Source organism: Martinezella tropici (assembly GCF_003287875.1).
Lineage (GTDB): Bacteria > Pseudomonadota > Alphaproteobacteria > Rhizobiales > Rhizobiaceae > Rhizobium > Rhizobium tropici_C.
The window spans coordinates 1-24,024 of record NZ_QMKK01000043.1 but is presented as its reverse complement, the minus strand read 5'-3'; the positions used below and the strand labels follow the sequence as shown (position 1 = coordinate 24,024).

General features: G+C 60.7%; 23 protein-coding genes and 1 tRNA gene. 13 read left to right on the top strand and 11 right to left on the bottom strand.

Translation table 11 applies throughout. The features are described from left to right. Positions 1-27: 27 nt before the first annotated feature. From DQ393_RS17890 to DQ393_RS17875, 4 genes are all read left to right on the top strand, one after another. Entirely contained in the window at positions 28-420 is a 393-nt protein-coding gene (locus DQ393_RS17890) for a rhodanese-like domain-containing protein (RefSeq protein ID WP_112343095.1), read from the top strand. A gap of 141 nt (positions 421-561) precedes the next feature. Beyond that, a complete protein-coding gene (locus DQ393_RS17885) occupies positions 562-1,611 on the top strand; it encodes a HoxN/HupN/NixA family nickel/cobalt transporter (RefSeq protein WP_112343094.1) in 1,050 nt (349 codons plus the stop codon). A gap of 85 nt (positions 1,612-1,696) precedes the next feature. Next, on the top strand, positions 1,697-2,230 hold the full coding sequence (locus tag DQ393_RS17880) for a FecR domain-containing protein (RefSeq protein ID WP_112343093.1): 534 nt from the start codon (positions 1,697-1,699) through the stop codon (positions 2,228-2,230). A gap of 12 nt (positions 2,231-2,242) precedes the next feature. Next, the gene (locus DQ393_RS17875; RefSeq protein WP_112343092.1) at positions 2,243-4,102 is read left to right on the top strand and encodes a CHASE2 domain-containing protein; all 1,860 of its coding nucleotides are present in this window, start codon (positions 2,243-2,245) and stop codon (positions 4,100-4,102) included. 26 nt (positions 4,103-4,128) lie between these two features. On the opposite strand, the gene DQ393_RS17870 is transcribed toward DQ393_RS17875, so the two are convergent. Further along, positions 4,129-4,728: a LysE family translocator gene (locus DQ393_RS17870; RefSeq protein ID WP_112343091.1), complete on the bottom strand. Its 600-nt coding sequence runs from the start codon at positions 4,726-4,728 to the stop codon at positions 4,129-4,131. A 115-nt stretch (positions 4,729-4,843) separates the two neighbouring features. Between DQ393_RS17870 and DQ393_RS17865 the strand changes: the two genes are divergently transcribed. After that, positions 4,844-5,719, top strand: coding sequence for a LysR family transcriptional regulator (locus DQ393_RS17865; RefSeq protein WP_112343174.1), 876 nt, complete (start codon positions 4,844-4,846; stop codon positions 5,717-5,719). Between the two features lie 16 nt (positions 5,720-5,735). On the opposite strand, the gene DQ393_RS17860 is transcribed toward DQ393_RS17865, so the two are convergent. Next, positions 5,736-6,824 carry a citrate synthase/methylcitrate synthase gene (locus DQ393_RS17860; RefSeq protein WP_112343090.1) on the bottom strand — a complete coding sequence of 363 codons (1,089 nt, stop codon included), beginning with the start codon at positions 6,822-6,824 and terminating at the stop codon, positions 5,736-5,738. Positions 6,825-7,088: 264 nt separating this feature from the next. Continuing rightward, positions 7,089-8,156 carry an IS110 family transposase gene (locus DQ393_RS17855; protein ID WP_112343173.1) on the bottom strand — a complete coding sequence of 356 codons (1,068 nt, stop codon included), beginning with the start codon at positions 8,154-8,156 and terminating at the stop codon, positions 7,089-7,091. A gap of 212 nt (positions 8,157-8,368) precedes the next feature. Between DQ393_RS17855 and DQ393_RS17850 the strand changes: the two genes are divergently transcribed. Then, complete coding sequence (locus DQ393_RS17850) at positions 8,369-9,502, top strand: citrate synthase (RefSeq protein WP_112343089.1); 1,134 nt, start codon at positions 8,369-8,371, stop codon at positions 9,500-9,502. A gap of 33 nt (positions 9,503-9,535) precedes the next feature. Here the strand turns inward: DQ393_RS17850 and DQ393_RS17845 are convergent, their stop codons facing one another. Both DQ393_RS17845 and tehA read right to left on the bottom strand, forming a co-directional pair. Beyond that, positions 9,536-9,907 carry a VOC family protein gene (locus tag DQ393_RS17845; protein ID WP_112343088.1) on the bottom strand — a complete coding sequence of 124 codons (372 nt, stop codon included), beginning with the start codon at positions 9,905-9,907 and terminating at the stop codon, positions 9,536-9,538. 30 nt (positions 9,908-9,937) lie between these two features. Next, on the bottom strand, positions 9,938-10,939 hold the full coding sequence (gene tehA / locus DQ393_RS17840) for a dicarboxylate transporter/tellurite-resistance protein TehA (RefSeq protein WP_112343087.1): 1,002 nt from the start codon (positions 10,937-10,939) through the stop codon (positions 9,938-9,940). A gap of 305 nt (positions 10,940-11,244) precedes the next feature. Between tehA and gnd the strand changes: the two genes are divergently transcribed. After that, on the top strand, positions 11,245-12,270 hold the full coding sequence (gnd, locus tag DQ393_RS17835; RefSeq protein WP_112343086.1) for a phosphogluconate dehydrogenase (NAD(+)-dependent, decarboxylating): 1,026 nt from the start codon (positions 11,245-11,247) through the stop codon (positions 12,268-12,270). A gap of 122 nt (positions 12,271-12,392) precedes the next feature. On the opposite strand, the gene DQ393_RS17830 is transcribed toward gnd, so the two are convergent. Genes DQ393_RS17830 through DQ393_RS17810 form a run of 5 tightly spaced genes read right to left on the bottom strand, consistent with a single transcriptional unit; the run spans position 12,393 to position 17,881 of the window. Beyond that, a complete protein-coding gene (locus DQ393_RS17830) occupies positions 12,393-13,619 on the bottom strand; it encodes a molybdopterin molybdotransferase MoeA (protein ID WP_112343085.1) in 1,227 nt (408 codons plus the stop codon). 3 nt (positions 13,620-13,622) lie between these two features. Further along, positions 13,623-14,117, bottom strand: a complete 495-nt coding sequence (moaC, locus tag DQ393_RS17825; protein WP_112343084.1) for a cyclic pyranopterin monophosphate synthase MoaC — start codon at positions 14,115-14,117, stop codon at positions 13,623-13,625. A gap of 1 nt (position 14,118) precedes the next feature. Further along, the gene (gene trpC, locus DQ393_RS17820; RefSeq protein WP_112343083.1) at positions 14,119-14,934 is read right to left on the bottom strand and encodes an indole-3-glycerol phosphate synthase TrpC; all 816 of its coding nucleotides are present in this window, start codon (positions 14,932-14,934) and stop codon (positions 14,119-14,121) included. A gap of 6 nt (positions 14,935-14,940) precedes the next feature. Continuing rightward, a complete protein-coding gene (trpD, locus tag DQ393_RS17815) occupies positions 14,941-15,963 on the bottom strand; it encodes an anthranilate phosphoribosyltransferase (RefSeq protein WP_112343082.1) in 1,023 nt (340 codons plus the stop codon). Positions 15,964-15,988: 25 nt separating this feature from the next. Further along, positions 15,989-17,881 carry a peptidylprolyl isomerase gene (locus DQ393_RS17810; RefSeq protein ID WP_112343081.1) on the bottom strand — a complete coding sequence of 631 codons (1,893 nt, stop codon included), beginning with the start codon at positions 17,879-17,881 and terminating at the stop codon, positions 15,989-15,991. Positions 17,882-18,060: 179 nt separating this feature from the next. Between DQ393_RS17810 and DQ393_RS17805 the strand changes: the two genes are divergently transcribed. The 4 genes from DQ393_RS17805 to DQ393_RS17790 all read left to right on the top strand — a co-directional run bounded on the left by DQ393_RS17805 (position 18,061) and on the right by DQ393_RS17790 (position 21,820). Continuing rightward, a complete protein-coding gene (locus tag DQ393_RS17805) occupies positions 18,061-18,342 on the top strand; it encodes a hypothetical protein (protein ID WP_112343080.1) in 282 nt (93 codons plus the stop codon). Positions 18,343-18,599: 257 nt separating this feature from the next. Further along, positions 18,600-19,064, top strand: coding sequence for a MarR family winged helix-turn-helix transcriptional regulator (locus DQ393_RS17800; RefSeq protein WP_112343079.1), 465 nt, complete (start codon positions 18,600-18,602; stop codon positions 19,062-19,064). Then, complete coding sequence (locus tag DQ393_RS17795) at positions 19,057-20,283, top strand: HlyD family secretion protein (protein WP_112343078.1); 1,227 nt, start codon at positions 19,057-19,059, stop codon at positions 20,281-20,283. The genes DQ393_RS17800 and DQ393_RS17795 overlap by 8 nt, the downstream gene beginning before the upstream one ends. Next, the gene (locus DQ393_RS17790) at positions 20,276-21,820 is read left to right on the top strand and encodes a DHA2 family efflux MFS transporter permease subunit (protein ID WP_112343077.1); all 1,545 of its coding nucleotides are present in this window, start codon (positions 20,276-20,278) and stop codon (positions 21,818-21,820) included. The genes DQ393_RS17795 and DQ393_RS17790 overlap by 8 nt, the downstream gene beginning before the upstream one ends. A gap of 173 nt (positions 21,821-21,993) precedes the next feature. Here DQ393_RS17790 and DQ393_RS17785 read toward each other — a convergent pair whose 3' ends face one another. Next, entirely contained in the window at positions 21,994-22,590 is a 597-nt protein-coding gene (locus tag DQ393_RS17785; RefSeq protein WP_112343076.1) for a DNA-3-methyladenine glycosylase, read from the bottom strand. 414 nt (positions 22,591-23,004) lie between these two features. On the opposite strand from DQ393_RS17785, the gene DQ393_RS17780 reads away from it, so the two are divergent. Continuing rightward, positions 23,005-23,094: transfer RNA gene (locus DQ393_RS17780), tRNA-Ser, on the top strand. 140 nt (positions 23,095-23,234) lie between these two features. Next, a protein-coding gene (locus DQ393_RS17775; RefSeq protein WP_112343075.1) for an IS5 family transposase occupies positions 23,235-23,989 on the top strand; the annotation gives its coding sequence in 2 pieces (ribosomal slippage) (positions 23,235-23,568 and positions 23,568-23,989; 756 coding nt in all). Positions 23,990-24,024 lie beyond the last annotated feature (35 nt).

Below are 24,024 nucleotides of genomic sequence, written 5' to 3'. Positions count from 1 at the left end.
TGCACCGAACCCAAGAAGGAGCGTTCCATGTCCCTAGTCAATGAAATCCCCGCAGCAGTCCCGAGCCTTGTCGCAGAACACTATGCCCGCAGGCTTGCCTTCGAGACCGATTGCTCCGATGTGCGCCAGGCAATGACATCGGGAAATGTGGATTTCGTCCTACTCGATGTTCGCGGTCCCACCATGTTCCAGGAGCAACATATCCCCGGCGCGATCAATCTGCCGCATGGCAAGATGACCGCGCGGAAGATGGCGGAATGGCCTGAGGATACGCTGTTTGTCGTCTATTGCGCCGGGCCGCATTGCAACGGCACCGACAAGGCGGCTTGGCGCCTCGGCTCGCTGGGCAGGCGCGTGAAGGTCATGATCGGCGGCATGACGGGATGGGCCGACGAGGGATACCCGTTCGAGAGAGGCTAATCAGGTGCGGAGCAGATCCGGTTGCGACGGGTTTGCTCATTTTTGTGACACTGCGAAAAACTTCGGCACCTACGTCATTTGACTATCGCGTCGCTTCCCGTTCCGTGACACTGTGCGAGTAAGCATAACGGGAAGAAAAGTATGATCCTCAATCCATTTGACGATCGGGCGGAAAGACCGAGAGCCAAGATCGCTTTCACTTTTGCGCTGTTGATCGCGTTCAATATCGCTGCGTGGATTTGGGCCTGGGCCGCTTTCGCCGACAGGCCTTCACTGCTGGGCATTGCGCTTCTTGCCTATATGTTCGGGCTTCGCCACGCCTTCGATGCCGATCATATCGCCGCGATCGACAATGTCGTGCGCAAGCTCGTTCAGGAAAAGAAGCAGCCCTATGCGGTCGGCTTCTTCTTTTCTCTCGGCCATTCCTCGATCGTCGTGATAGCCTCGATCCTGATCGCCGCGACGGCGGCCGCCATGCAGAGCCAGCTCGATTCCTTCCACGACATGGGGGGCGTCATCGGGACGACGGTTTCGGCGGTGTTCCTGCTTCTGATCGGCGTTGCCAATCTGTTTGTCCTCAAAGGCGTGTGGTCCGCCTTCAGGCGGGCACAGAGAGGCGAGAGGATCGCGGACGAGGATCTCGATACGCTGCTTGCCGGCGGCGGCTTTCTGGCGCGCATCTTCCGGCCGATGTTCAAGGTCGTGACCCGCTCATGGCACATGTATCCGATCGGCTTTCTTTTCGGCCTCGGCTTCGATACCGCGACGGAAATCGGGCTTCTCGGCATTTCCGCCGCTCAAGCTGCGCAGGGCATGTCCTTCTGGACCATCCTCGTCTTCCCGGCACTCTTCACCGCCGGCATGTCGCTGATGGATACGCTCGACAGCACGCTAATGACCGGTGCCTATGGATGGGCTTCCGTCAAGCCGGTGCGCAAGCTCTGGTACAATCTGACAATCACGGCAGCCTCGGTCGTCGTCGCCATCTTTATCGGCGGCATCGAAGCGCTGGGGCTGATTTCCGACAAGCTCGGCCTCGAAGGCGGCTTCTGGAGCTTCATCGGCGAACTCAATGACAATCTTGCCAATTTCGGTGTCGCCGTCGTCGGCATTTTCCTGCTGAGCTGGCTGATTTCGAGCGTGCTCTACAAAGCCAGAGGCTACGACAACTTGCAGATCAATCGCCCATGACGCATCATCGTCCCAGGGATCGGGCATACCCTGACTGGAAATCGCCGTCCGCGGCTCCAGTTATAGGCGATGAGGGGCCACAATCATGATCCAAGCAAACAATATTCGTAGTCTGGCGCTGGCGGCAGGTACATTGTGCATCATCGGTGCCGGCGCCGCTTCCGCGCAAGCCGTCGCGAATTGTCCGTTGCGGCCCACGGTCAGCGCCGTGCGCCAGACGCTGAATTGCGCCGCTGGGCTTAGCATTACTGTCGAGCGCGGCGCGCACTACCGGCTTGCGGACCGGAACCATGACGGCAGTGTGGATGCTCTTGTGCTCGACGGCAAGGCAGCGCTGATCGATGTGGATGCCAGCCGCATTCAGGGTGGATTCGAAGTGGTGACGCCACAGGCAATCGCTGCCGTGCGCGGCACACGATGGGCCGTTGACGTGAAACGGAGCAACACATCCGTACTTGTCTTGCGCGGCCGTGTCGCGGTCAACAAGGTATCGACCGGGCAGGGGGTCACGCTCGGCAAAGGGCAAGGCGTCGATGTCGACCGCAGCCGCTCCGCATTGCGCGTCACCCAATGGCGACAACCGCGCATAAACGCTTTGATGGCCCGCCTCGGCCAGTGAGATCGCGACGCCATGCGCCGACCACCGCTGCAGACGCTGATTGCGCTTCTCTTGACTGCCGTCTGGGGATTGGGTCTTGGCATCGCGCATCTTCGCGGTGACATCCCCTTTGTCGACGGCGCCGAGGCGACGCTCACGAACCTCCGCAATACGCTTGGCGGCAGCCATCAACCACCCGATCTCGTCACGATCGTAGCCATCGATGACGACACGTCGCGTCTGGCGGGGCACTATCCGCTGCCGCGCGCCACGCTCGCCAAAATCATCGACGCCATTGCCGCGTTGGGGCCAAAAGCCATCGGTCTCGACTTGCTTCTGCTCGATTCCGGCGATGAGGCCGGCGATGCGGCATTGGAGCAATCGCTGAAGCGAACCAAAGTCGTGCTGGCTGCAGCCGGCATTTTCCCGGAAAGCCGACAGCGTGTCGTTGACGACAGCAGGGAACCTCTTGCCCGTGTGCCGAGTGCGCTGCAATTCCTCGAACCGCAGCAGCGGTTTGCCGAAGCCGCAAGCTACGGCGTCGTCAATGTCCAGACCGACAAGACTGGAACGCCGCGTTTTGTTCCGATGCTGTTTCGCAGCGGCGAGCGGATCGAGCCGTCCTTTTCGCTGCGCGTCGTTTCCGCTGCAACCGATGAGCAGACAACCGTCATCTCCGATCGCATCAAGATCGGTGACCGATCCATCCAGACCGATACCGGCTATCTCCTGCCACTCGCTTTCTACGGGCCGCGCGGCACGATCCGCACCATCAGCGCCAGCGCGGCGCTCAACGGTCAATTGCCGGAAGCCGCGGTCAGGGATCATATCGTCGTCATCGGCGCAACCGTCACCGGTGGCGGCGATGTCTTTCCAACGCCCTTCGATCCCGTCCTGCCGGGTGTCGAGGTTATCTCCACCTCGATCACACATCTGATTGCCGGAGACGGCTTGGTGCGCGACCGCAACATTCGCTTCATCGATCTCTATTTCGCCATCGGTTTGCCGCTGCTTGTTGTTGGCCTTCTCTCCTGGCAGCGCAGTACTATCGGGCTGATAACAGTCCTCGGCGTCGTGCTCATCTGGTTCGCAGTCAATGTCAGCGCCTTCAAGCACGGGATCTGGCTGAGTGCCGCCCTGCCGATTACCGCGACCGTGCCGCCGGCGCTGCTGTTCGGCGCGGCACAGCTTTGGTTCGACCGCAGGCGGGCAACGCGCTTCGCCGAGCAAAGCGAGCTGCTGCAGCGCATCGAGGCGCCCGGCCTCGCCGAGCATCTCGCCCGTGATCCCGATTTCCTCGCAAGCCCGGTGCATCAGCAAGCTGCCGTGGTTTTCATCGATATCAATGGTTTCACGGGTCTCAGCGAAACGGTCGGCCCAGCTGCCGTTCGGGAACTGCTGAATGGCTTCTATAACCTCGTCGACGAGGAAGTGACTGCATGTGGCGGTGCCATCACCAGCTTCATGGGCGATGGAGCGATGATCCTTTTCGGCCTGCCGCAACCGAAGCCGAGCGATCCTGCCGATGCCGCGCACTGCTGCATTCGTTTGGCCGAGCGGATGAGAGGTTGGCTCTCGGCGCTGCCGGAGACGGTCGCGTCCCGCATCGGCTTCAAGATCGGCGCGCATTTCGGCACCATCGTCGCCTCGAGGCTCGGCGGTGGCGGACGCCAGCAGATCACTGCGACCGGCGACACGGTCAACATCGCCAGTCGTCTGATGGAGGTCGCGGTCGGTAATCGCGCCGAGATCGCCATCAGCGACGAGCTGCTGTTTTCCGCCGGCCGGGACAGCACTCCTTTCAGGGAAGGGAACCTCGACGGTCCGATCGAAGCAAGCCTGCGTGGCCGCGCCGGAACTTTGACCACATGGCTCTGGCGCAGCCGGCCGTGATCAAACCGGCCTCTGCCTATCAGATTTCATTCGTGCCACATGGGAATGATCGAGATCATCAAGAGGCAGGCGAGTGAGATATTGACCGCGCGCCACTGCCATGCGGTTTTCAGCAAACGCCCGAGCATTTGTCCGAGTAGACACCATACGGCGAGCGAGAAGGCGGCGATAAGGCAGAAGGTTCCGCCAAGCAGGATCGCGAGCCTGACAGGATTTTCCGCCAGCGCGGCGAAAGATGCGGCGGCACCCATGGTCATCGCCCAGCCCTTGGGATTATGCCAGAGCATCCAGAGACCTGCGACGAAGCCGGTAGGCCTCGCCATCTGCCCGGCCGCGCCTGGTGGGCCGCTCCTGCCAATGCGGATGGCAAGCCAGATCAGGTAAAGCGAACCGAGTGTCTTCATGCCGATCTGCAGCACCGGCAGCGCCAGCAATACCCCACCAAGGCCGGCGGCCGTCGCGCCAGCCATGGAGCCGAGACCGACGGCAAAACCGGCCATGACCGGTATCGACCGGCGAAAGCCAAAATGCGCGCCAGATGCGGTCGCAAGCGTCGTGGCGCCTCCCGGCGTTATGGTCGAAACCAATGCGAAGAGGATCAGCGGCAACAGGGTTTCGACAGTCATCTAGCCTTTTCCCGATTTTGAGACTTCTCGATTTTGAGAGGAGGGATAGAAGGATGGGCCTCATCAGGAAAACGAATATTGAAGGATCGCAGCATTAGCATTTATAATGCTGACCATGATCCGGAATTCCGACATAGCCCTCATCCGAACCTTCGCTGCCGTTGCCGACAAGGGCAGCATGACAGTTGCCGCCAATATGCTGCATATGACGCAGGGCGCCGTCAGCCAGCAGATCAAGCGCCTGGAGGACATGCTTGATTGGCCCCTGTTCGAGCGGGACAGGCGCGGATTGCGGCTGACGCAAGCGGGTGAACGATTGCTCGGCAATGCCCGCCGCCTGCTGGCTTTGAACGACGAGATCTGGGACGATATGACGGAGAGGAGCGTTCGCGGCAGCGTGCGGCTCGGCGTTCCCTATGATCTCGTGGGAGCAACGCTGGCACCGGTGCTGAAATCCTATGCCGAGCGCTATCCGCAGATCGAGATTTCGCTGGTCTGCGCCTCATCACCGGAACTGCTCGAAGAGTTGGGAAAGGGAACCGTCGATCTCTGTGTCGTGGAGGAACCATACGGAACGTCGCAGGGCGAATGCCTCGCCGTCGAGCGGCTTGTCTGGGTCGGCGCCAAGGCAGGCAGTGCCCATCGCAAGGTGCCGTTGCCGATCTCGATGGTGGCCGATACCTGTGCCTTCCGGTCATCAGTCTTTGCAGCACTCAGCAAGGATGGCCTGCGCTGGCGGACCGTTTTCGAGAATGGAAATATCGAGGCGACCACGGCGACGGTGCGCACGGATCTCGCGGTCACTGCCTGGCTCGCCTCCACCGTTCCGGCCGATCTCGATATCCTCACGGTCGACCAAGGGCTGCCAGAACTGCCGATCTTTGCGATCAACCTGCATTTGCCCAAGGTGAACGCAACGCCGCAGACGCTGGAGCTTGCTCGCCACATCCGCGAAGGCATGATGCGGCCGCGCCAATCCGCGGCCGCCTGAGCGCTTATCGGAACCGCTACGCCGCTTTCGGCAAGGGGCCGACATAGCGTGACTGCGGGCGGATCAGACGCCCGTCGAGCGTCTGTTCGCGCGCATGGGCGATCCAGCCGACTGTGCGGCCGATCGCGAAAACGCCGGTAAAGGAACTGCGCGGGAAGCCGAGCGCGTCAAGCAGCAGGGCGGTATAATATTCGACATTGACGTCCAAGGGCCGATCCGGCTTGCGTTCCTTCAGCAGTGCCAGTGCTGCCGCCTCGATGGCTTCGGCCAGGGCGATACGTCCGGCATCGGCCTGTCCGCTCGCAAAGATCGGCTTCAACGCCGCCTTCAGCGCATCGGCACGCGGATCGCGGACGCGATAGATGCGATGGCCGAAACCCATCAATCGCTCGCCATGATCGAGCGCCTGTGACAGCCATGCGCGGGCATTTTCAGGCTTGCCGACACCGTCGAGCATATCGAGAACCGGGCCGGGAGCGCCGCCATGCAGAGGACCTTTGAGGGCGCTGATCGCCGCAAGCACGGAGGAGGTGAGACCCGCATGGGTCGAGGCGATGACGCGCGCGGCGAAGGTCGATGCATTGAGGCCATGATCGGAAATCGTCACCAGATAGGCATCGAGACCCGCCGTCTGCTCTGCCGTCTGAACGCGGCCCGTCAACATGCGTAGGATATCGGCCGATTGGGAAAGCGATGCATCCGGCTGGATCGGCGCGTCGCCCTTCTGCAGCCGTAAGATTGCCGGCAGGAAGACGGCGGGCGCCGCCATCAGGCGGATCGCCGTTGCAAAATCCTCGCCGTCGCCGAGGCGTGCCAGCAAGGCACGCACGGCATCCACTGGCGGCAGCGCAAGGACGGCAGCATCGGCAGCCTCGACATGCGTGAAGAGAGCAGCGCGGGCCATGCCGAGCTGCGTCCGGATGGAGACTGCGTCGATATGCTCGTCGAACAGGCCGTCAAGCAACAGCGCCGCAACATCCTCGAAGCGGCTGGTCGCCACCAGATCATCGAGCGACACGCCACGGATGATCAGGCGACCGGCAGCGCCGTCGACGTCGGACAGCTTGGTTTCTGCGGCAATGACATCTTCAAGACCACTTTTCATTACGGTTCTCCAATGAAAGAACTCAAGGGGCAAAACACCAGCATTTGCGGGAATTTCCTTGGGTTCGGTTATGTTTTGACCGGCGTTTGCGCCGATCGGCTAAATCTCTTCCGTCCGCAGGACGGAGTTGTCCTTCGGTTCTTGAACCAATCTCCAATGCGTGACCTGATGCCTTGGCTTCGGTCACAGAGTGACGTTCGGCTCCCGGTTTCCCATTCTCCTTTAAGAGCGCAGCCCAGTTCTACCGGGCTCACTAGCCAGCAATCAGGACAACCGGGATATCGTCGACGTCGCTTCCATGGCGGTGGTGCTGCGCGGCTCGTAAGCGCGCTGGTCACGCAGGATCTGGAAGGCGATCGTCAAAAGCTTGCGCGCGATGGCAACACGCGCCTTGTTTACTCCTCTGATCTTCAGGTGGTCGTATTGGCCGCGAAGCTGCGCATCACTGGCGACAGCGGGAGCGACCGCTTCCACGAAAGCCCAGCGCAGCCACTTGTTGCCCTGCTTGATGATCTTGCCGTGGAAGGTCTTGCCGCCGGAGGAATAGGTCGAGGGCACAAGCCCGGCATAGGCAGCAAGCTTCTTCGGGTTGCGGAACCGCTTGATGTCGTCGATCTCGGCATCGATCAGCCTTGCAAAGAACTCGCCGATACCGGGGATCGTCTTCAACAGCTTGACGTTGCCATTGGTCTTCGTCAACGCCCGGATCGTGGCTTCCGACTGCTTGATCCGGCCGTCGATGTCGCCGATGAAGTCGAGACCACGGTCGATCTGGATACGGTCGATCTCCAACACATTGAGCGCGGCGAGCTGCTGGCGTCCAGCCTTGCCGAACAGGTCGCTCAGCTTCTTCAACTGCGCCGTCTGCTCCGGATAGCGATCGAACACCGTCACGATGCGGTTCTTCGTCATCGTGCGCAGCCGCACGTAAAACATCCGCTCGCGCAGCGCGACACGCAGCTCTCGGGCCTTGTCGCTCGGAGCCCAGGCCTCCGGAACCAGGTCGGCTCGAAGCAGATGCGCCAGCACCGTCGCGTCGATCTTGTCCGTCTTGATCTTGGCGTCGGCGATCGCCTTCACCTTCAACGGATGGGCGAGAACGACATCATCACAAATGTCGTCGAGCCAGTCGTAGATCATCATCCAGTTGCGCGTCGCTTCGACAACCGCATGGCTGTTTTCCCGGTAGCGTTCGAGAAACCCGCCAAGCGACCGGCGGTCGTTCTTCACCCGGCCGGATCGTAACGTCTTCCCGGCTGAGTCATGCACCACCAGATGGCTATAGGATTTGTGATAATCGACCCCGATATGGTATTCATAAGAGGCAGTCATGCTTCCAACTCCCTTGTTGAGATCTTGCGAACCCCAATAAGGTAAGCCGAAAGGCTGGAAGTGTGACTGTCCCTCGATCATCACCTGCATCTCAGTCATCCGTTCTATCGGCGGAGGTGGCATCTTTCATGCCACCTCCTTTGACTATCCGATTAGATCGGATCTATTCCTATTGACGTCAATCTTGATGCAATTGATCAACATGAGGACCGATGAGCTGGCTGACGGCAGAGCAGGCGCTGAACCTGCTGGGAACGAAATCACAGACGCTATACGCCAATGTCAGCCGCGGGCGCATTCGCGCGAAGCCGGATCCTGCCGATACACGACGCAGCCTCTATTTCACCGATGACGTCAAGCGACTGGCCATGCGTCATGCCGGACGGCGCAAGACCGAGACGGTGGCCGCCGAGGCTATTCAATGGGGCGATCCGGTATTGCCATCGGCGCTGTCGACGGTTTCGAGCGGCAGGCTTTTCTATCGCGGCCAGGATGCGGCGCGGCTTGCCGAAAGCGCAAGCCTCGAAGATATCGCGCGGCTGCTTTGGGACATGAAGCGGCCGTTGCGATTCGAGCAAAGTACGGCTCAGCAAAAACTTCCTTCTCTGAATGCTGCGTTCTCAACATTGGCAGAGCGCATAACAAGCGACCTGCCATCACTCGGGCGTTCGCTTCCGGCCCTGCAGAACGAAGCTGAAAGCGTGCTCGGTACGGTGGCTGAAGCCCTGGCACCGGGCGCGTGGGATCAACCGCTGCATCGGCGCCTCGCGGCTGCCTGGGACCGTCCCGATGCCGCCGATATGATCCGCCGCAGCCTTGTGCTGCTTGCCGATCACGAGCTGAACGCTTCGACCTTCACCGCGCGGATCACGGCATCGGCAGGCGCGACGTTATCTGCGGCCACTCTATCCGGCCTTTCGACGCTGACCGGTCCGCTGCATGGCGGCGCATGGCAGAGCGTGCGCACGCTGATCGCGCGGGCAGCCACGACGGGGGTGGACGAAGCGGTCCGCAGCTATCTGGCGGAAGGACGGCCATTGCCGGCTTTCGGCCATCAGCTTTATCCTGATGTCGATATCCGTGGCGAGGCGCTGCTTGGCTGCTTCAAACTGCCTCCGCTCTTCGCCAGGGTTCGCGATGTCGGCGAGCAATTGGTCGGTGAGCGCGTCAATGTTGATTTCGCCCTGACAGCGATGACCCACGCCTATCGTCTGCCGGAGGATGCACCGCTGATCATCTTCGCGCTGGCACGGACGGTCGGCTGGCTTGCGCATGCCATGGAGCAGGCCACCAGCGGCAGGCTCATTCGCCCGCGTGCGCGCTATGTCGGTCCTCCGATACCATGATCTCATTCTTACCGGACAGCGGGCGCTTTTTGCTCAACTCACCGGTAGGTGACAAACGGCTTCGATATTGTGGCCATCAGGATCGAGAATGAAAGCGCCATAGTAGTTCGGATGATAATGAGGGCGCAGACCTGGAGCACCGTTGTCGGTGCCCCCGGCAATGATCCCGACCCGATGGAAATTATCGACGAGTTCCCTGTTTGGAGTGGCAAAGGCGATATGCGTGCCTGTTTGCAAAGCATCGCGCTGACCGATCCAGAAGAAAGCCTTCTGTCCAATGCCGTAACCCGCAAATCTTTCGCCTTCGGCATAAAGGCGTTCTATGCCTATGGAGCGCAATATCGTGTCGTAGAAGACCTTCGATCGCTCGAGATCGCAAACCCCGATCGTGACATGATCCAGCATATCACCCTCCAAAAGTAGGATCGAACTCTATTATCGCTGGCCAACGGCACCAGCGTCTCGGTCGGCAAGCTCGACCCAGCCAATAACGAGTTTGCGGTTGGCAATCAGCCAGATCGTCACCAGCGCGATCAAACCCACAACGATATTGGCGGTGACGAAGAGAATGGGAGCAAGTTGCGTCACTGGGCCGACATCGCCGCGTTCGACAAGGCGCATCGGGGCCGTTGCCAGTGCAGTCGCACCGAAGGTGAAGGCCCAATAAGCGGGGCTGAAGCCTTCTTTCATGATCCAGGGCAGGAGGCGCAACATGATCAGGGCCTGCAGCAAGCCGTAGCCGATCATTGCATGGACGAGCATGTCAGGAGGGCCTTGCGTGACGCTGATATAGGCAAGCGCACCAACGACCGGGGGAGCCAGCTGAATTCCAAGGGTCGGCCTTAGTGGCGGTGCCAGCGCAGGCCCCGTCAGCAGGCGATGCAGCAGGGCGGATTCGATGGCAAGCCAGGCGAAGAAGCCGGCGCCGAAGAAAAGCTGCGCCCATTGCGGAAAGCCAAGCGCCGCGCCGACGATAGCAGTCACGAAGCTGCCGGCGACGCTTGGCAGATAGAGCACGGCTGTCGTCGTGGCGATATCGCGTTCACCCTGCCAGAGCCCTCCGGTGCGCCAGACGGAGAATGCCAGGGTATAGACGGCGCCGATCAGGAATATGGTTTCGGCACCGATACGCGAATAAGGCAAGAGGCCACCGGCCACCAGCATGGTTGCGACACCGATGAGGCCGATGAAGCAGCACTGGACTGGGTGCGCCGCCTCCTTCAAGGACTCCTCGCGCACTAGCATCCATTTCAAAGCGTAGAGCACGATCAGCACCAACCAGACGGCCAGTGCAATAAAGGTCAGAACTTCACCGATCAGTACCGGCAGATGCCAGATGCGGGCACCCACGCGCCAGGCATTGGCGAGACCGGAAAGCCCCAGAACCACCCCGAAAAAAGAAGCTGGAATCAGCGGCAGTTTCAAAGACGCGGCCATATGCCTCCTTTTGACGCCCTCTGTGAGCGCCGCCCGAAAGAGAATGATGCAAAGAACCCGAGATCGATGCTAAGTCCATCAACATGAATGAAGCGCAAAATACAGCTTTCCTCGAAACCGGCAAAGCGCGATCATGGCGAAAAGCGGGAGGTCTGACCAGGCGACATCACAGATGCGTGAACGGGCGAATTTTCCTTCGCTGACCGGCTTATGCATAGCTCGCCCGTCATTTGTTCATTGGAAAATGCTGCGAAATGTCTCTATTGAACATTCAAACGATTAAAACCGTCCTAGGAGACTGAAATATGCAAATCGGAATGATTGGCCTTGGCCGTATGGGCAACAACATGGTGCAGCGCCTGATGAGAGGCGGTCACAGCGCGGTTGTTTTCGATGCGCGTCCGGAAAGCATCGCCGGGCTTGAGCAGCTCGGCGCCACCGGCAGCAAGTCTCTCGCGGATTTCGTATCGAAGCTCGCTAAGCCCCGCGTCGTCTGGCTTATGTTGCCGGCGGCAATCGTCGATCAGGAACTGGCGGCGATCGTCCCACTGCTGGAAGAGGGCGACATCGTCATCGATGGCGGCAATTCCTATTATCACGACGATATCCGCCGTGCCGAAGAGCTGAAGCCGAAGGGCATCCACTATGTCGACGTCGGCACCAGCGGCGGCGTTTTCGGTCTGGAGCGCGGCTATTGCCTGATGATCGGTGGCGAGAAGGAAACCGTACAGCATCTGTCGCCGATCTTCGCAACGCTTGCCCCCGGCGTCGGCGACGTCGCTCCGTCGGCAATGCGCTCGGAAGAGGCTGCCAAGAAGAGCACGGCAGAGCAGGGCTATCTGCATTGCGGCCCATCCGGCGCCGGCCATTTCGTCAAGATGGTCCATAACGGCATCGAATATGGCCTGATGGCTGCCTATGCCGAGGGCTTCAACGTTCTGCGCCATGCCAACATCGGCAAGCAGGACGCGGAGAAGGATGCCGAAACCGCGCCGCTCTCCCATCCGCAATATTACCAGTATGATCTCGACATCGCTGAAATCTCGGAAGTCTGGCGCCGCGGCAGCGTGATCACCTCCTGGCTGCTCGACCTCACGGCCGACGCGCTGCATGGCGACGCAGCCCTTTCGCAATATGCCGGCCGCGTTTCCGACTCGGGTGAAGGCCGCTGGACGATCTCGGCGGCGATCGACGAAGGCGTTCCAACGCCGGTGCTGAGCGCTGCGCTTTATGGCCGTTTCGCTTCGCGCGGGAATGACGATTACGCCAACAAGGTTCTCTCTGCCATGCGCGCCGGCTTCGGCGGCCACCATGAGAAGCCGGCGAAATAAATTTCGCTCTGTCGATGTAATGATCGCGAGCCGGGTGGGTCAAACCTCCCGGCTTTTGCTTGCCCGCTTTGATCGTCCCCCTGAGTTGAGCCGGAAACCCCGTTCACCCTTCCGGGGCACCTTCAGCCCAGCAGATCGGGCCGTAAGAATATGACCGGAGTGGGCGAACCGACTTCCAGCTGCGAGGCATGCGGCGGGCGAACGACAAGGCAGTCGGCGCGCGAAAAGACCTTCATCATCGACGAATCCTGCTTCGAGAAGGGCTCGGCGAGCCAGCCGCCGTCGGCAGCTTTCGTCAGTGTCGCGCGGACGTAATCCTGCCGCTGATCGTTTGCAGCAAAGGGCACGGCAGCACGCGCAATGCCTTCACGCTTTACCGGAGGCAGGGATGCGAGCTTTCTTATCAATGGCTCGAGAAAGAGCAGTCCGCAAACGAGGCTGGAGACGGGATTGCCGGGGAGGCCGAGGACATGCATCTCGCCGAGGCTGCCGACCATCAGCGGCTTACCGGGACGCATGGCGATGCGCCAGAAATCCAGCTTCATGCCTGCAGCCACCATTGTCGCCTGCACCAGATCGTGATCACCGACAGAGGCGCCGCCGAGCGTGACGATGATGTCGGCCTTGGCCACCTGCGCACGGCCGATGGCGGCGGTAATCTCGTCGCTGTCGTCGGAAACGATACCGAGATCGAGCACATGGGCGCCGGCGTTGCGGGCCAGTGCAGCAATGCCGAACGTGTTCGAGGCGATGATTTGCGATGGCCCCGGTTCATTGCCAGGCGCCACGAGCTCGTCGCCGGTCGCGAGAATCGCCACCAGCGGCCGCCGATAGACAGCCAAGGCCGGATGATTCATGGCGGCAGCGACGGTGAGCCGCGAAAAATCCATGACGATGCCGGCGGAAAGCACCGATTCGCCTTCCAGGAAATCCTGTCCGCGCGGGCGTATATGCTGCCCCTTGCGCAAGGGGTAGGTCGTGCGGATGCGATCACTCTCCAGGCGCTCCGCGTCCTCCTGCAGGAGTACCGAATCGGCGCCGGCCGGAACGGGTGCACCGGTGAAGATGCGAACCGCTTCTCCCTTGCCGACGGCTCCCTCAAAGGCATGACCCGCTGCGGAGGCACCGATGACCTGCAGCTCCGAGCCAGGCGTTGCAGCATCCTCGAAGCGCAGCGCGTAACCGTCCATCGCCGAGGCGTCGAAGGGCGGTTGGGTCAGGCGGGCGGCAAGATCCTTGGCCAGAACCCTGCCTTCGGCCATATCGAGCGGAACGCTTTCAACACGATGGATCGGCGCGGCACTGTCCAACAGGCGTGCCTGCGCTTCGGCAACGGGCAATAGGCTCATAGATCAGGCCCCCGGATGGCGGAAATCCCCCGATTTGCCGCCGGATTTCTCCAATAGAGTGATGCCACCGATTTCCATGCCGCGATCGGCGGCCTTGGCCATGTCATAGATCGTCAGACAGGCGACGGAAACCGCCGTCAGCGCTTCCATCTCGACGCCGGTGCGGCCGGTCAGCTTCGCCGTCGCCGTCACGCGCAGGCCGGGCAGGGCGGCATCCTCCGCGATATCGACGGCAACCTTGGTCAGCATGAGGGGATGGCAGAGCGGAATGAGACTGCTCGTCTGCTTGGCAGCCATGATGCCGGCAAGCCGCGCTGTGCCGATGACGTCGCCCTTCTTGGCGTTGCCTTCGCGAATTAGCGTCAAGGTCTCAGGCTTCATCTTGACGTAACCGGTCGCGGTAGCGCTGCGTGCCGTCTCTGCCTTGTCACCAACATCGACCATATGCGCTTCGCCCGAAGCGTCGATATGGGTCAGGCCGGCCTTCTCGATGCTCATTTCACTCGGCCGCCAGAATGCCGGTTTCGCCGTTCAGCAGCAGTTTCGTCGCCGCCGTCACGTCGTCCTTGCGCATGAGGCTCTCGCCGACAAGGAAGGTGCTGATGCCGACGGCCTCAAGGCGCTTACAGTCGGCGTGTGTGAAGACGCCGCTTTCGCCAACCAGCAACCGGTCCTCCGGCACCATGGGCGCCAGCTTCTCGCTGACCGTCAAGCTTACTTCGAAGGTGCGGAGATTGCGGTTGTTGATGCCGATTAGCGGGGAGGAGAGTTTTAGGGCGCGATCCATCTCTTCGGCGTCGTGGACTTCCACCAGTACATCCATGCCGAGGCCGAACGCTTCATCCTGGAGGCGCTTGGCATCGTCATCGGAGAGCGACGCCATGATGAGCAGGATGCAGTCGGCACCCCAGGCGCGGGCTTCCTGCACCTGATAGGTATCGAACATGAAATCCTTGCGCAGCGCCGGCAGCGAGCAGGTGGCGCGGGCCGCCGTCAAGAACTCCGGAGCGCCCTGAAAGCTCGGCGTATCGGTCAGCACCGAAAGGCAGGCTGCTCCCCCGGCTTCATAGGCCTTGGCGAGGGCAGGCGGGTCGAAATCAGGGCGGATGAGTCCCTTTGACGGACTTGCCTTCTTGATCTCGGCAATCAGGCCGAAAGCGCCGCCATCCTTCTTGGCGAGCAGCGCCTTGTGGAAGCCGCGCGGCGCGGACTGTCCGGCCTGCATGGCCTTGAGATCGGCAAGAGAGAGCTTGGCCTTGGCGGCGGCAATTTCCTCGCGCTTGTAGGCCTCGATCTTTTGGAGGATATCGGTCATGACGTCCTAGTCCTGTTCTTCCTCATTGGAAACGGCGATAAGCTTTTCCAAAGCAACGGCCGTGGCGCCGCTATCGAGCGAATGAGCGGCGAGCTTCATGCCATCATGGAGCGTTTCCGCCTTACCGGCAATGACCAGCGAGGCAGCAGCATTGGCGAGGGCAATATCGCGATAGGCATTCTTTGCGCCGCCGAGCACGCCGCGGAGCGCCGCCGCATTGGCAATGCCATCGCCACCCTTGAGGTCGGCGAGGTCGGCATGCTGCAGGCCGAAGTCGGCCGGCGTCAGTTCAAAGGTGCGGATATTGCCATTCTCGAGCGCTGCGACGGAGGTCTTGCCGGTCGTCGTGATCTCGTCCAGACCGTCGCCGTGCACAACCCAGACGCTCTCAGCGTTCAGATCCCTCAGCACCTCGGCCAACGGCAATACCCATTGCGCCGCAAAGACGCCCAGCAGCTGCCGGCGCGCGCCGGCTGGGTTGGATAGAGGCCCAAGGAGATTGAAGATCGTCCGCGTACCGAGCTCGACGCGGGAGGGGCCAACATGGCGCATGGAAGAATGATGCAGCTGCGCGAACATGAAACCGATGCCGGCCTCGCGAATGCAGCGGGCGATCGTCTCCGGTCCGATGTCGAGCTTGATGCCCAGCACGGATTGCGTATCGGCGGTCCCGGCCTTGGAGCTTTGAGCGCGGTTGCCGTGCTTGGCAACCGGCACGCCCGCGCCGGCAACGATGAATGCCGCCAGCGTCGAGATATTGTATGTGCCGACGCCATCGCCGCCCGTGCCGACAATATCGATGGCATCCGCCGGGGCTTTCACCGGCAGCATCTTGGCGCGCATCGTGGTCACGGCGCCGACGATTTCATCGACGGTTTCGCCGCGCACCCGCAGAGCCATCAGGAACGCGCCGATCTGAGATGGCGTGGCCTCACCCGACATCAGGATTTCGAATGCCTGCCGGGCCTCATCCCGCGTCAATGCCTCGCGATTGGCGACCTTGGCGAGGAAAGGCTTCAATTCGCTCATCGACTATCCATCCTCCCGACCGGGCCTAGCGAGACATCGCCTGTTCGGCGAGGCTCTGGTTGACCGTGACGGCATATTTGCCCTGCAACTGGCTCACCATCTGATCGAGGATATCGTCGCCGGCGGCATTGGCAATCTGGGCAACCTGCTGATCATCATTGCTCAGCGCGTCCGTCGTCGGATTGTCGTTGACATCGGTGACCTTGAGCAGGATCTGCGTCGTATCATCGGCGCCGACGGCAGTGGCGACCGCATCGACCGGGCCGGAGAAGGCGGCTGCGACGCCGCCACGACCCAGAACCGGATCATCGGTCGAGCGCATGATGCTCGTCTTGTTTTCAACGGCAATGCCGAGCGGCGCGGCGATATCGGCAAGCGACTTGCCCTTCTGTGCTTCCTGCTTCAGCTCGGTCGCCTTGGCGGCAAGCGCGATCCTCTGCTGCTCGGCAGTCCAATCGGCAACGGCCTTTTCGCGCACTTCCGCAAGCGGCCGGTCGTGATCGGGCGTGATGTTCATGACGTCGTACCAGATATAGCCGTCATTGCCGACCGTCAGTGGAGCAGGGTTGCCACCCTGGTCGGCCTTGAAGACTTCCGAAAGCAGCTGCTGGCGCGCCGGCAGATCCTTGATCTCATTGCCATTCTGGTCGAGGCCGGTCTGATCGATGGCATCGACGGTGACCAGTTTCAGCTTCAGCTGCGAGGCGGCTTCCTGCAGCGAGGCGCCGGAACCGCGCAGGTCCTCGAACTTGTCGTGGACGCTGGTGATTTCGCTGGCGGCATTGCTGAGCGCAATCTGCTTGCGGATATCTTCCTTGACCTCGTCGAAATTCTTCGCAGTCTCATTCTTCACGTTGCTCACGCGCAGGATGACCGGGCCGAACGAACCGTCGACGACAGGGCTCGTGCCGCCTTCCTTGGCGACGGCAAACGCGGCTTCGGCGACGGTCTTGTCCGGAACCTGGTCCTTGGTGAAGGTGCCGAGCAGCACATCGGAAGGCTTCTTGCCCTGGTCGGAGACGAGCTGATCGAAGGTGGTTCCCGTCTTCAGCGCATCGGCTGCGGCGTTGGCGAGATCCTTGTTGGGGAAGGTCAGCTGCTCGATCGTGCGCGTCGCCGGCGTCGTGAAGCTGTCCTTGCGCTTGTCGAACTGCGCGCGCACCTCGTCGTCGGACACGCTCGCCGGATCGGCGATATCCTCGGCCTGCAGTTTGACATAGCCGAACTTGCGATATTCCGGAGCGCGATACTTCGACTTCACGCCGTCGAACCACTTCTGCAAGACATCGTCGGCCGGCGCTTTGACCGGATCGATATTGGCATTGGTCAGCAGCAGATAATCGATGCTGCGGGTCTGGTCGTGATATTGCTTGACGGCGTCGACCAGGACCTGCGGCGCAGTAAAGCCGTTCGATACCGCCTCGACGATCTGGCCGCGGATCGCAACCTTGCTGCGCTCCTTGATGTAATCGTCAGGCGAAATGTTGCTGTTGCGCAGCAGCAAGTCGAATTTCTGGCGGTCGAAAGCACCGTTCGTCGCCTTGAAGGCCGGATCGTCGCCGATCAGCTTGGCCAGCCGGTCCTGCGAAAGACCGAGGCCCATATCGGCGGCAAGCTGGTCAAGCGAGGCGCCGGCGACGAGCTGCGCCACCGTTTGCTGTCCGATCCCGAACGCACGGGCCTGCTCAGGCGTGATCTGCATGCGCAGTTGCTGGCTGATCGCCTGGATCTGGCGACGGTAGGCAAGACGGAATTCATTGGTATCGATGTGCTGATCGCCAACCGTGACAACCGTATTGCTGCTGCCGCCGGTGATGAGGGACCGCTCGACACCCCATACACCGAAGGCTGCCGCAAGAAGAAGCAACAGGCCCTTGGCAAGCCAGGTCTGGGCGATTTTTCTCAGCACGTCGAACATCGGAAAGCAAACCTCGTCATCATCAAGTCTTCGCACGCGGGCGAAACAATCGGAGTTCCTTAGAACAATCCGAACCGGAATTGAAGAGCCACTGGGGAAATCGCCGGACGGCGGGCAAAGACGCCGGAACCTTTGACAGGCAGCGGCGTTCTAGGAACCAGAAGACAAAGGAGCATACGATGGCAGAAACGAAATCAGCTTCCGCCCAATCTTCTTCCGCGCGAGCACAGACCGAAATGGCAATGGAGGACCTTGCCGCGCAGGTCGCCGCATTGCGCGAAGATCTGTCGAGGTTGTCGCAGAGCATGGCAGCCGTGGGGCAGGGAGCGAAATCTGTCGTCGCGGAAGAAGCCCAGGAGATCACCGAGCAGTTGCGCGAAAGAGTTCGCGAGGAGCCGATCTTCATGGTCGCTGCCGCAGCTGGCATCGGCTATCTCATCGGTCTTCTCAGCCGACGCTAGCTTCAGGTCGAACTCTGACGGGTGGGACGCCCCCTACGTACCACCTCTGCTGCGAAACTGCCGAAAAGGCGCGGGCGAATCGGCCCGCGCCTTTTCAATTGGCGATCGGCAACTCGCCACTGCGGCATCTTTGTGACAGCCCTGCGACATCTTCGACAACTGCCATTTCTTGATTGCCCGCCTCTTGTATCGCATGGGCGCTTACTATATGTGTTAATCATTATAAGGTTGCTTATCAATAGCAGGCTTTTCATACCATGAATTCGACACCCACTCTCGGCTTTCTCCTTCATGACGTTGCCAGGCTGTTTCGCAAGCGGTTCGAGCAGCGCGCAAAGGATTTGGGCCTGACGCGTTCGCAATGGCAGACGCTCGCCTACCTCGCGAACAATGAAGGTATCCATCAGGCCGGTCTCGCGGAAATGCTGGAGATCGAGCCGATTACGCTGGTCCGCATCCTCGACAAGCTGAGCGAACGCGGTCTGGTGGAGCGCCGGCAGCATCCGAGCGATCGACGAAGCTGGCTTCTTTACATGCGCGAGGAAGCCCGTCCGCTGATCGAGACCATGCGCAACATGGGCGACCAGACACGTAAGGAAGCGCTCGAAGGAACCTCGCAGGAGGATCAAGAGCGCCTCTACGAATTGCTTACCCTCATGAAATCGAACCTGCTTAGCGCCTGCCGTTCAAAGGCGGTCGACAAAGAGTTACAACATGGCTGATGCATCTTCCTCACTCCGCGTGCCTGCAAACGCAAATTCCGCTGAACAGACCGAGGCCCCGGTGGCCGAGGCCCCGTCCTCCAATCCCCCACCGCAGCCCGCAGCAGCTGCAGCGGCAGCCCCGGTCGCACCCCCGGAAACGCCGCGCAAACGCCGCAACCTGACGCGACCGGTGCTGTTTGCACTACTGCCTGTCGCGCTCGTCATCGGCGGCTATTACTACGTCACCGGCGGACAGATCATGTCCACTGACAATGCCTATATCCAGGCCGACATGGTGGGTGTTTCGACCGACGTATCCGGCACGGTGATCTCGGTGGATGTGCATGAAAACGAGGTGGTGAAGAAAGGCCAGGTGCTCTTTCGCCTGAAGCCCGACTCCTTCCGGATCGCGCTGGACGGTGCCAAAGCACAGCTCGGCAACGCCAGGAACCAGATCCTGAACCTGCAGGCGAGCTACAAACAGGCCTTAGCCGAAATCGCCCAGGCACAGGCCGACATTCCCTATTACCAGACGGAATTCACGCGCCAGCAGAACCTGATCAACAGCTCGGTTGCCTCCAAGGCGGCATTCGATCAGGCCAAGCACAATCTGGAAGCCGCGCAGCAGAAGGTATCGGTCGCACAGGCCCAGGCGGCAACGACCCTTGCGCAGTTGGGCGGCGAGGGTGCCGCCGATCTGCCCGTCGAGCAAAATCCGCTCTATCTCCAGGCCAAGGCCGCGGTCGACAACGCACAGCGCGAGCTCGACGATACCGTGGTGCGCGCGCCGTTCGACGGCATCACCGCGAACGTGCCCTCGCTTCAGGTCGGTGCCTACCTGACGGCCGCGCAGCAGGGATTCTCGCTGGTTTCCACGAGCCATGTGTGGATCAATGCGAGCCCGAAGGAAACCGAGCTTACCTATGTGCGTCCCGGCCAGAAGGTCGACATTTCGGTCGATGCCTATCCGGGCGTGACGTGGAAGGGTACGGTCGCCAGCATCTCGCCGGCATCGGGCTCCAGCTTCTCGCTGCTGCCGGCCCAGAACACGACCGGCAACTGGGTCAAGGTCGTACAGCGCATTCCGATGATCATCAGCATCGACGACATGCAGGGCAAACCGCCGCTGCGCGTCGGAATGAGCGTCGTCGCCGATGTCGAGACCGGCCATGCCCGCGGCCTGCCTGATTTCATCACCAACCTGCTCGGCCATTCCCGCGGTCAGGATCATGAGTAGCGCGACCAATTCTTCGCCGGCGGCACCCGTCGCCAATCGCGGTGCGATCACCGCCTGCGTCATCCTGTCCGTGATCATGCAGGCGCTGGACACGACCATCGCCAACGTCGCGCTGCCGCATATCCAGGGCGACGTTTCCGCGAGCGCCGACCAGATCAACTGGGTGCTGACGTCCTACATCGTCGCGGCCGCCATCATGACGCCACCCTCGGGTTTCCTCTCGGCAAAATTCGGCCGCAAGCGAGTGTTGCTGGTCGCGATCGCCGGCTTCGTCGCCGCTTCCGTCCTCTGCGGCCTGTCGGAATCATTGGTGCAGATCGTCGGATTCCGCCTGCTGCAGGGATTGTTCGGCGCCTCGCTGGTGCCGCTGTCGCAGGGCATTCTGCTCGATATCTACAATATCGAGGAGCGCGGCCGCGCCATGGCGCTGTTCGGCGTCTCGGTCATGGTCGGTCCGGTGCTGGGACCCGTCATCGGCGGCTGGTTGACCGACAATATCAGCTGGCGCTGGGTGTTCTACATCAACGTGCCGATCGGGGCGCTCGCCTTCTTCGGCATTGTCGTCTATGTGACGGAAACGAAGCTCGATGCGCTGGCGAAGCTCGACTGGTTCGGCTTCAGCATGCTTTCGATCGCGATTGCGGCGCTGCAGCTCTTTCTCGACCGCGGCGAGCAGCTCGACTGGTTCTACTCGAGCGAGATCATCATCGAGGCGCTCGTCTGCGTCAGCGCCTTCTATCTCTTCCTCGTGCACATGTTCACGGCCGAGCGGAGTTTCGTCAATCCACGCCTGTTCATGGACCAGAACTTTGCCGTCAGCATCCTGTTCATCTTCATCGTCGGCGTGACCTATCTGGCTTCGCTGGCGCTGATGACACCCTATCTGCAGACGCTGATGGGCTATCCGGTCGTGACCGCGGGCATCGTCATGGGACCGCGCGGCCTCGGCACCATGTTCTGCATGTTCCTGGTGGGACGCCTGATCGGCAAGGTCGACACGCGCTGGCTGCTGTTCATCGGCCTCGCGCTGACGGCCTGGGCCATGTACGACATGACCGGCTGGACACCGGATGTTTCGCAATGGACGCTGATATCGGTCGGCTTCGTCCAGGGCGCAGGCCTCGGCTTCCTCTTCGTGCCGCTGACGACGATCGCCTTTGCGACGCTGCCGGCACAGATGCGCGGTGAAGGGACCGGCCTCTACAACCTCTCGCGCAATATCGGCTCCAGCGTCGGCATTTCCGTCGTTTCGATGCTGATCACCGAGAACACGCAGGTCAATCATGCCAACATTGCCGCCTATGTGACGCCGTTCAACCGCTATTTCGATGCGGCGGCCGCACAGGGCGTGAGCCCCTTGACGGCTGTGGGACGCGCGACGCTCGACGGCATGATCACCACCCAGGCAACCGTCATCGCCTATATCGACGACTTCAAACTGCTGATGCTGATGTCGATCTTCGCCATGCCGCTATTGGTGCTGCTCCGCAAGCCGAAGGCGCCGCCGGCGGTCGACCACAGCGTCGCGATGGAATAGAGCATTTCCAGGAAAAGTGCGAAGCGGTTTTCCGTCCGGAATGCATTGAGAAATCATAAGACAAGCGTTTCGCGATTCGAAGAGAAGCGAAAATGCTTGCCACGCAGCCTTTCCAGTTTCACTGCGTGGCTCAGCGGCTGCCGGGCACCACCCCGGTGGCCGTTTTTGTTCAATCACGGAAAACGGCGGCTGACAAAGCGCGAGCCGGCAGCTCCGAAACGCCAGAGCGGATCGACATTCTTCGTGATGCCGATGCGCTTGCCGGAGACGACCGGCACCGGTTCCGCCCGAGACACCGAAAACGGCGCCGCATCCAGCGAGCGGCCGTCGAGGCTTATATCGATAGCAAGCGCCTGCGACAGCTTGCCCGGCCCGTTGCAGAGCGAGGCGATATCGGCAAGTCCGCGCCGCCGTATCATCTCCTCGATGCCGTTTTCCGGCTCGATCGCCCGGATGAGCACAGCGCTTCCCTTGGTGCAAACGAAATTCAGGCACCAGTGAATACCGTAGGAGCGGTAGACATAGACGTGGCCGGCCGGTCCGAACATGGCCGTATTGCGCGGCGTCGGTCCCCGATATGCATGAGAAGCCTCGTCATCGGGTAGATAGGCCTCCGTCTCGACGATGCGACCGCCTATGCCGGCGACCGTGAAACGCGCCCCGATCAGGTCGGACGCGACCACGACGGCATCGCGGCTGAAAAAGGCGGTGAGGGCAGGGCCGGCGAGGGGCTTGGTGCCGAGCGACAGGGAATGATCATCAGAAGTCATGGCGAGGAAACTATCCCGGATAATCGAAGCCATCAACACGACGTTCGCAAAGCAAGACCTTCACAGCCGATGTCGATAATTGACAAATTATAAGCTTAGCTTATTAATAACTTGCTTCAGTCAGATTTGACCCCTGACCAGGCGAAGGTGGCCCGGCCGTCTCCATCGGCCGTACCACCTTATTTCCGGCACTTTGGCGAAACGAATCGCGCATGCTGCCGCGCACTCGGCCGATATCCCTCAACCACAATTCCATCTGATATCGAGAATGCGGGAGAGCGCGGCGGAACAAGTTGACGCGGCGACCAAAGCTGCTAAAAAGCCAGCCGTCGAGTGATTGGGTAGAAAACCGGTAGCACCACCCGGTTCCGAAAAATCAGTACTGCATGGATTTTTCAGCCTTTTCAATTGCTTGGAAGAGTGTCCGAGTGGTTTAAGGAACCGGTCTTGAAAACCGGCGTGCGGGAAACCGTACCGTGGGTTCGAATCCCACCTCTTCCGCCATAAGTCATTGATATTTTTGGCAAATTTTGTTGGCATAGTGAGTGTTGATCGAGGCTGATCTGCAACATTGTCAACAGCTAGGCTCAGGACCTATTAATTTTGCTTGAGATGTGATTCACGGTTTCCGATAGGAGGCCGCGATGAGTGATTTGTTTTTGTTGAGCGAGCGCCAAATGGCGCTGATCGAACCGTACTTCCCTTTGGCGCATGGCATTCCGCGGGTGGACGACCGCCGGGTGATCAGTGGCATCGTCTACGTCATCAAGCATGGCATGCAGTGGAAGGATGCGCCGAAGGACTACGGTCCGCACAAGACGCTCTACAATCGCTTCATTCGCTGGAGCCGCCTTGGTGTCTTTGACCGCATCTTCGCGGCCCTGGCGGTCGATGGCGCGAAGTCCGAGCGGATCATGATCGATGCCACGCATCTCAAGGCACATCGCACGGCCGCAAGCCTGCTAAAAAAGGGGATGTTCCCCGTCGTATCGGGCGAACCAAAGGTGGACTGAACTCCAAGCTGCACACGGTCTGCGATGACGAAGGCCGCCCAATCGTCATGCTGCTCAGTGAAGGCCAGATGAGCGATCACAAAGGCGCACGGCTCGTTCTCGACGCTTTGCCGCCCGCCAAAGTCCTCATTGCCGATCGCGGCTACGACAGCACGCCATTCCGTGAGGCATTGCAGGCAAAAGGTATCGAACCCTGCATTCCATCGAGCCGCAGCCGGAAAGTGCCATACCCCTATGACAAGACGCTTTATCGCAAGCGCCACAAGGTCGAGAACCTCTTCGCAAAACTCAAGGACTGGCGCCGCATCGCAACTCGCTACGATCGATGCGCCCACACCTTCTTCTCGGCAATATGTATCGCCGCAACCGTCATCTTCTGGCTCTGAGCAATGAGTCCTGAGCCTAGCACTACTTTGGCAGA

Bases quoted from the DNA above. Each gene is read 5' to 3' on its own strand.
- DQ393_RS17875 (WP_112343092.1), top strand. From the start codon at position 2,243: ATGCGCCGACCACCGCTGCAGACGCTGATTGCGCTTCTCTTGACTGCC.
- DQ393_RS17845 (WP_112343088.1), bottom strand. From the start codon at position 9,907: ATGCTGGATCATGTCACGATCGGGGTTTGCGATCTCGAGCGATCGAAG.
- DQ393_RS17865 (WP_112343174.1), top strand. From the start codon at position 4,844: ATGATCCGGAATTCCGACATAGCCCTCATCCGAACCTTCGCTGCCGTT.
- DQ393_RS17810 (WP_112343081.1), bottom strand. From the start codon at position 17,881: ATGTTCGACGTGCTGAGAAAAATCGCCCAGACCTGGCTTGCCAAGGGC.
- DQ393_RS17790 (WP_112343077.1), top strand. From the start codon at position 20,276: ATGAGTAGCGCGACCAATTCTTCGCCGGCGGCACCCGTCGCCAATCGC.
- DQ393_RS17795 (WP_112343078.1), top strand. From the start codon at position 19,057: ATGGCTGATGCATCTTCCTCACTCCGCGTGCCTGCAAACGCAAATTCC.
- DQ393_RS17860 (WP_112343090.1), bottom strand. From the start codon at position 6,824: ATGAAAAGTGGTCTTGAAGATGTCATTGCCGCAGAAACCAAGCTGTCC.
- trpD (WP_112343082.1), bottom strand. From the start codon at position 15,963: ATGAGCGAATTGAAGCCTTTCCTCGCCAAGGTCGCCAATCGCGAGGCA.
- DQ393_RS17855 (WP_112343173.1), bottom strand. From the start codon at position 8,156: ATGACTGCCTCTTATGAATACCATATCGGGGTCGATTATCACAAATCC.
- gnd (WP_112343086.1), top strand. From the start codon at position 11,245: ATGCAAATCGGAATGATTGGCCTTGGCCGTATGGGCAACAACATGGTG.
- DQ393_RS17805 (WP_112343080.1), top strand. From the start codon at position 18,061: ATGGCAGAAACGAAATCAGCTTCCGCCCAATCTTCTTCCGCGCGAGCA.
- trpC (WP_112343083.1), bottom strand. From the start codon at position 14,934: ATGACCGATATCCTCCAAAAGATCGAGGCCTACAAGCGCGAGGAAATT.
- DQ393_RS17885 (WP_112343094.1), top strand. From the start codon at position 562: ATGATCCTCAATCCATTTGACGATCGGGCGGAAAGACCGAGAGCCAAG.
- DQ393_RS17850 (WP_112343089.1), top strand. From the start codon at position 8,369: ATGAGCTGGCTGACGGCAGAGCAGGCGCTGAACCTGCTGGGAACGAAA.
- tehA (WP_112343087.1), bottom strand. From the start codon at position 10,939: ATGGCCGCGTCTTTGAAACTGCCGCTGATTCCAGCTTCTTTTTTCGGG.
- DQ393_RS17890 (WP_112343095.1), top strand. From the start codon at position 28: ATGTCCCTAGTCAATGAAATCCCCGCAGCAGTCCCGAGCCTTGTCGCA.
- DQ393_RS17880 (WP_112343093.1), top strand. From the start codon at position 1,697: ATGATCCAAGCAAACAATATTCGTAGTCTGGCGCTGGCGGCAGGTACA.
- DQ393_RS17870 (WP_112343091.1), bottom strand. From the start codon at position 4,728: ATGACTGTCGAAACCCTGTTGCCGCTGATCCTCTTCGCATTGGTTTCG.
- DQ393_RS17800 (WP_112343079.1), top strand. From the start codon at position 18,600: ATGAATTCGACACCCACTCTCGGCTTTCTCCTTCATGACGTTGCCAGG.
- DQ393_RS17785 (WP_112343076.1), bottom strand. From the start codon at position 22,590: ATGACTTCTGATGATCATTCCCTGTCGCTCGGCACCAAGCCCCTCGCC.
- moaC (WP_112343084.1), bottom strand. From the start codon at position 14,117: ATGAGCATCGAGAAGGCCGGCCTGACCCATATCGACGCTTCGGGCGAA.
- DQ393_RS17830 (WP_112343085.1), bottom strand. From the start codon at position 13,619: ATGAGCCTATTGCCCGTTGCCGAAGCGCAGGCACGCCTGTTGGACAGT.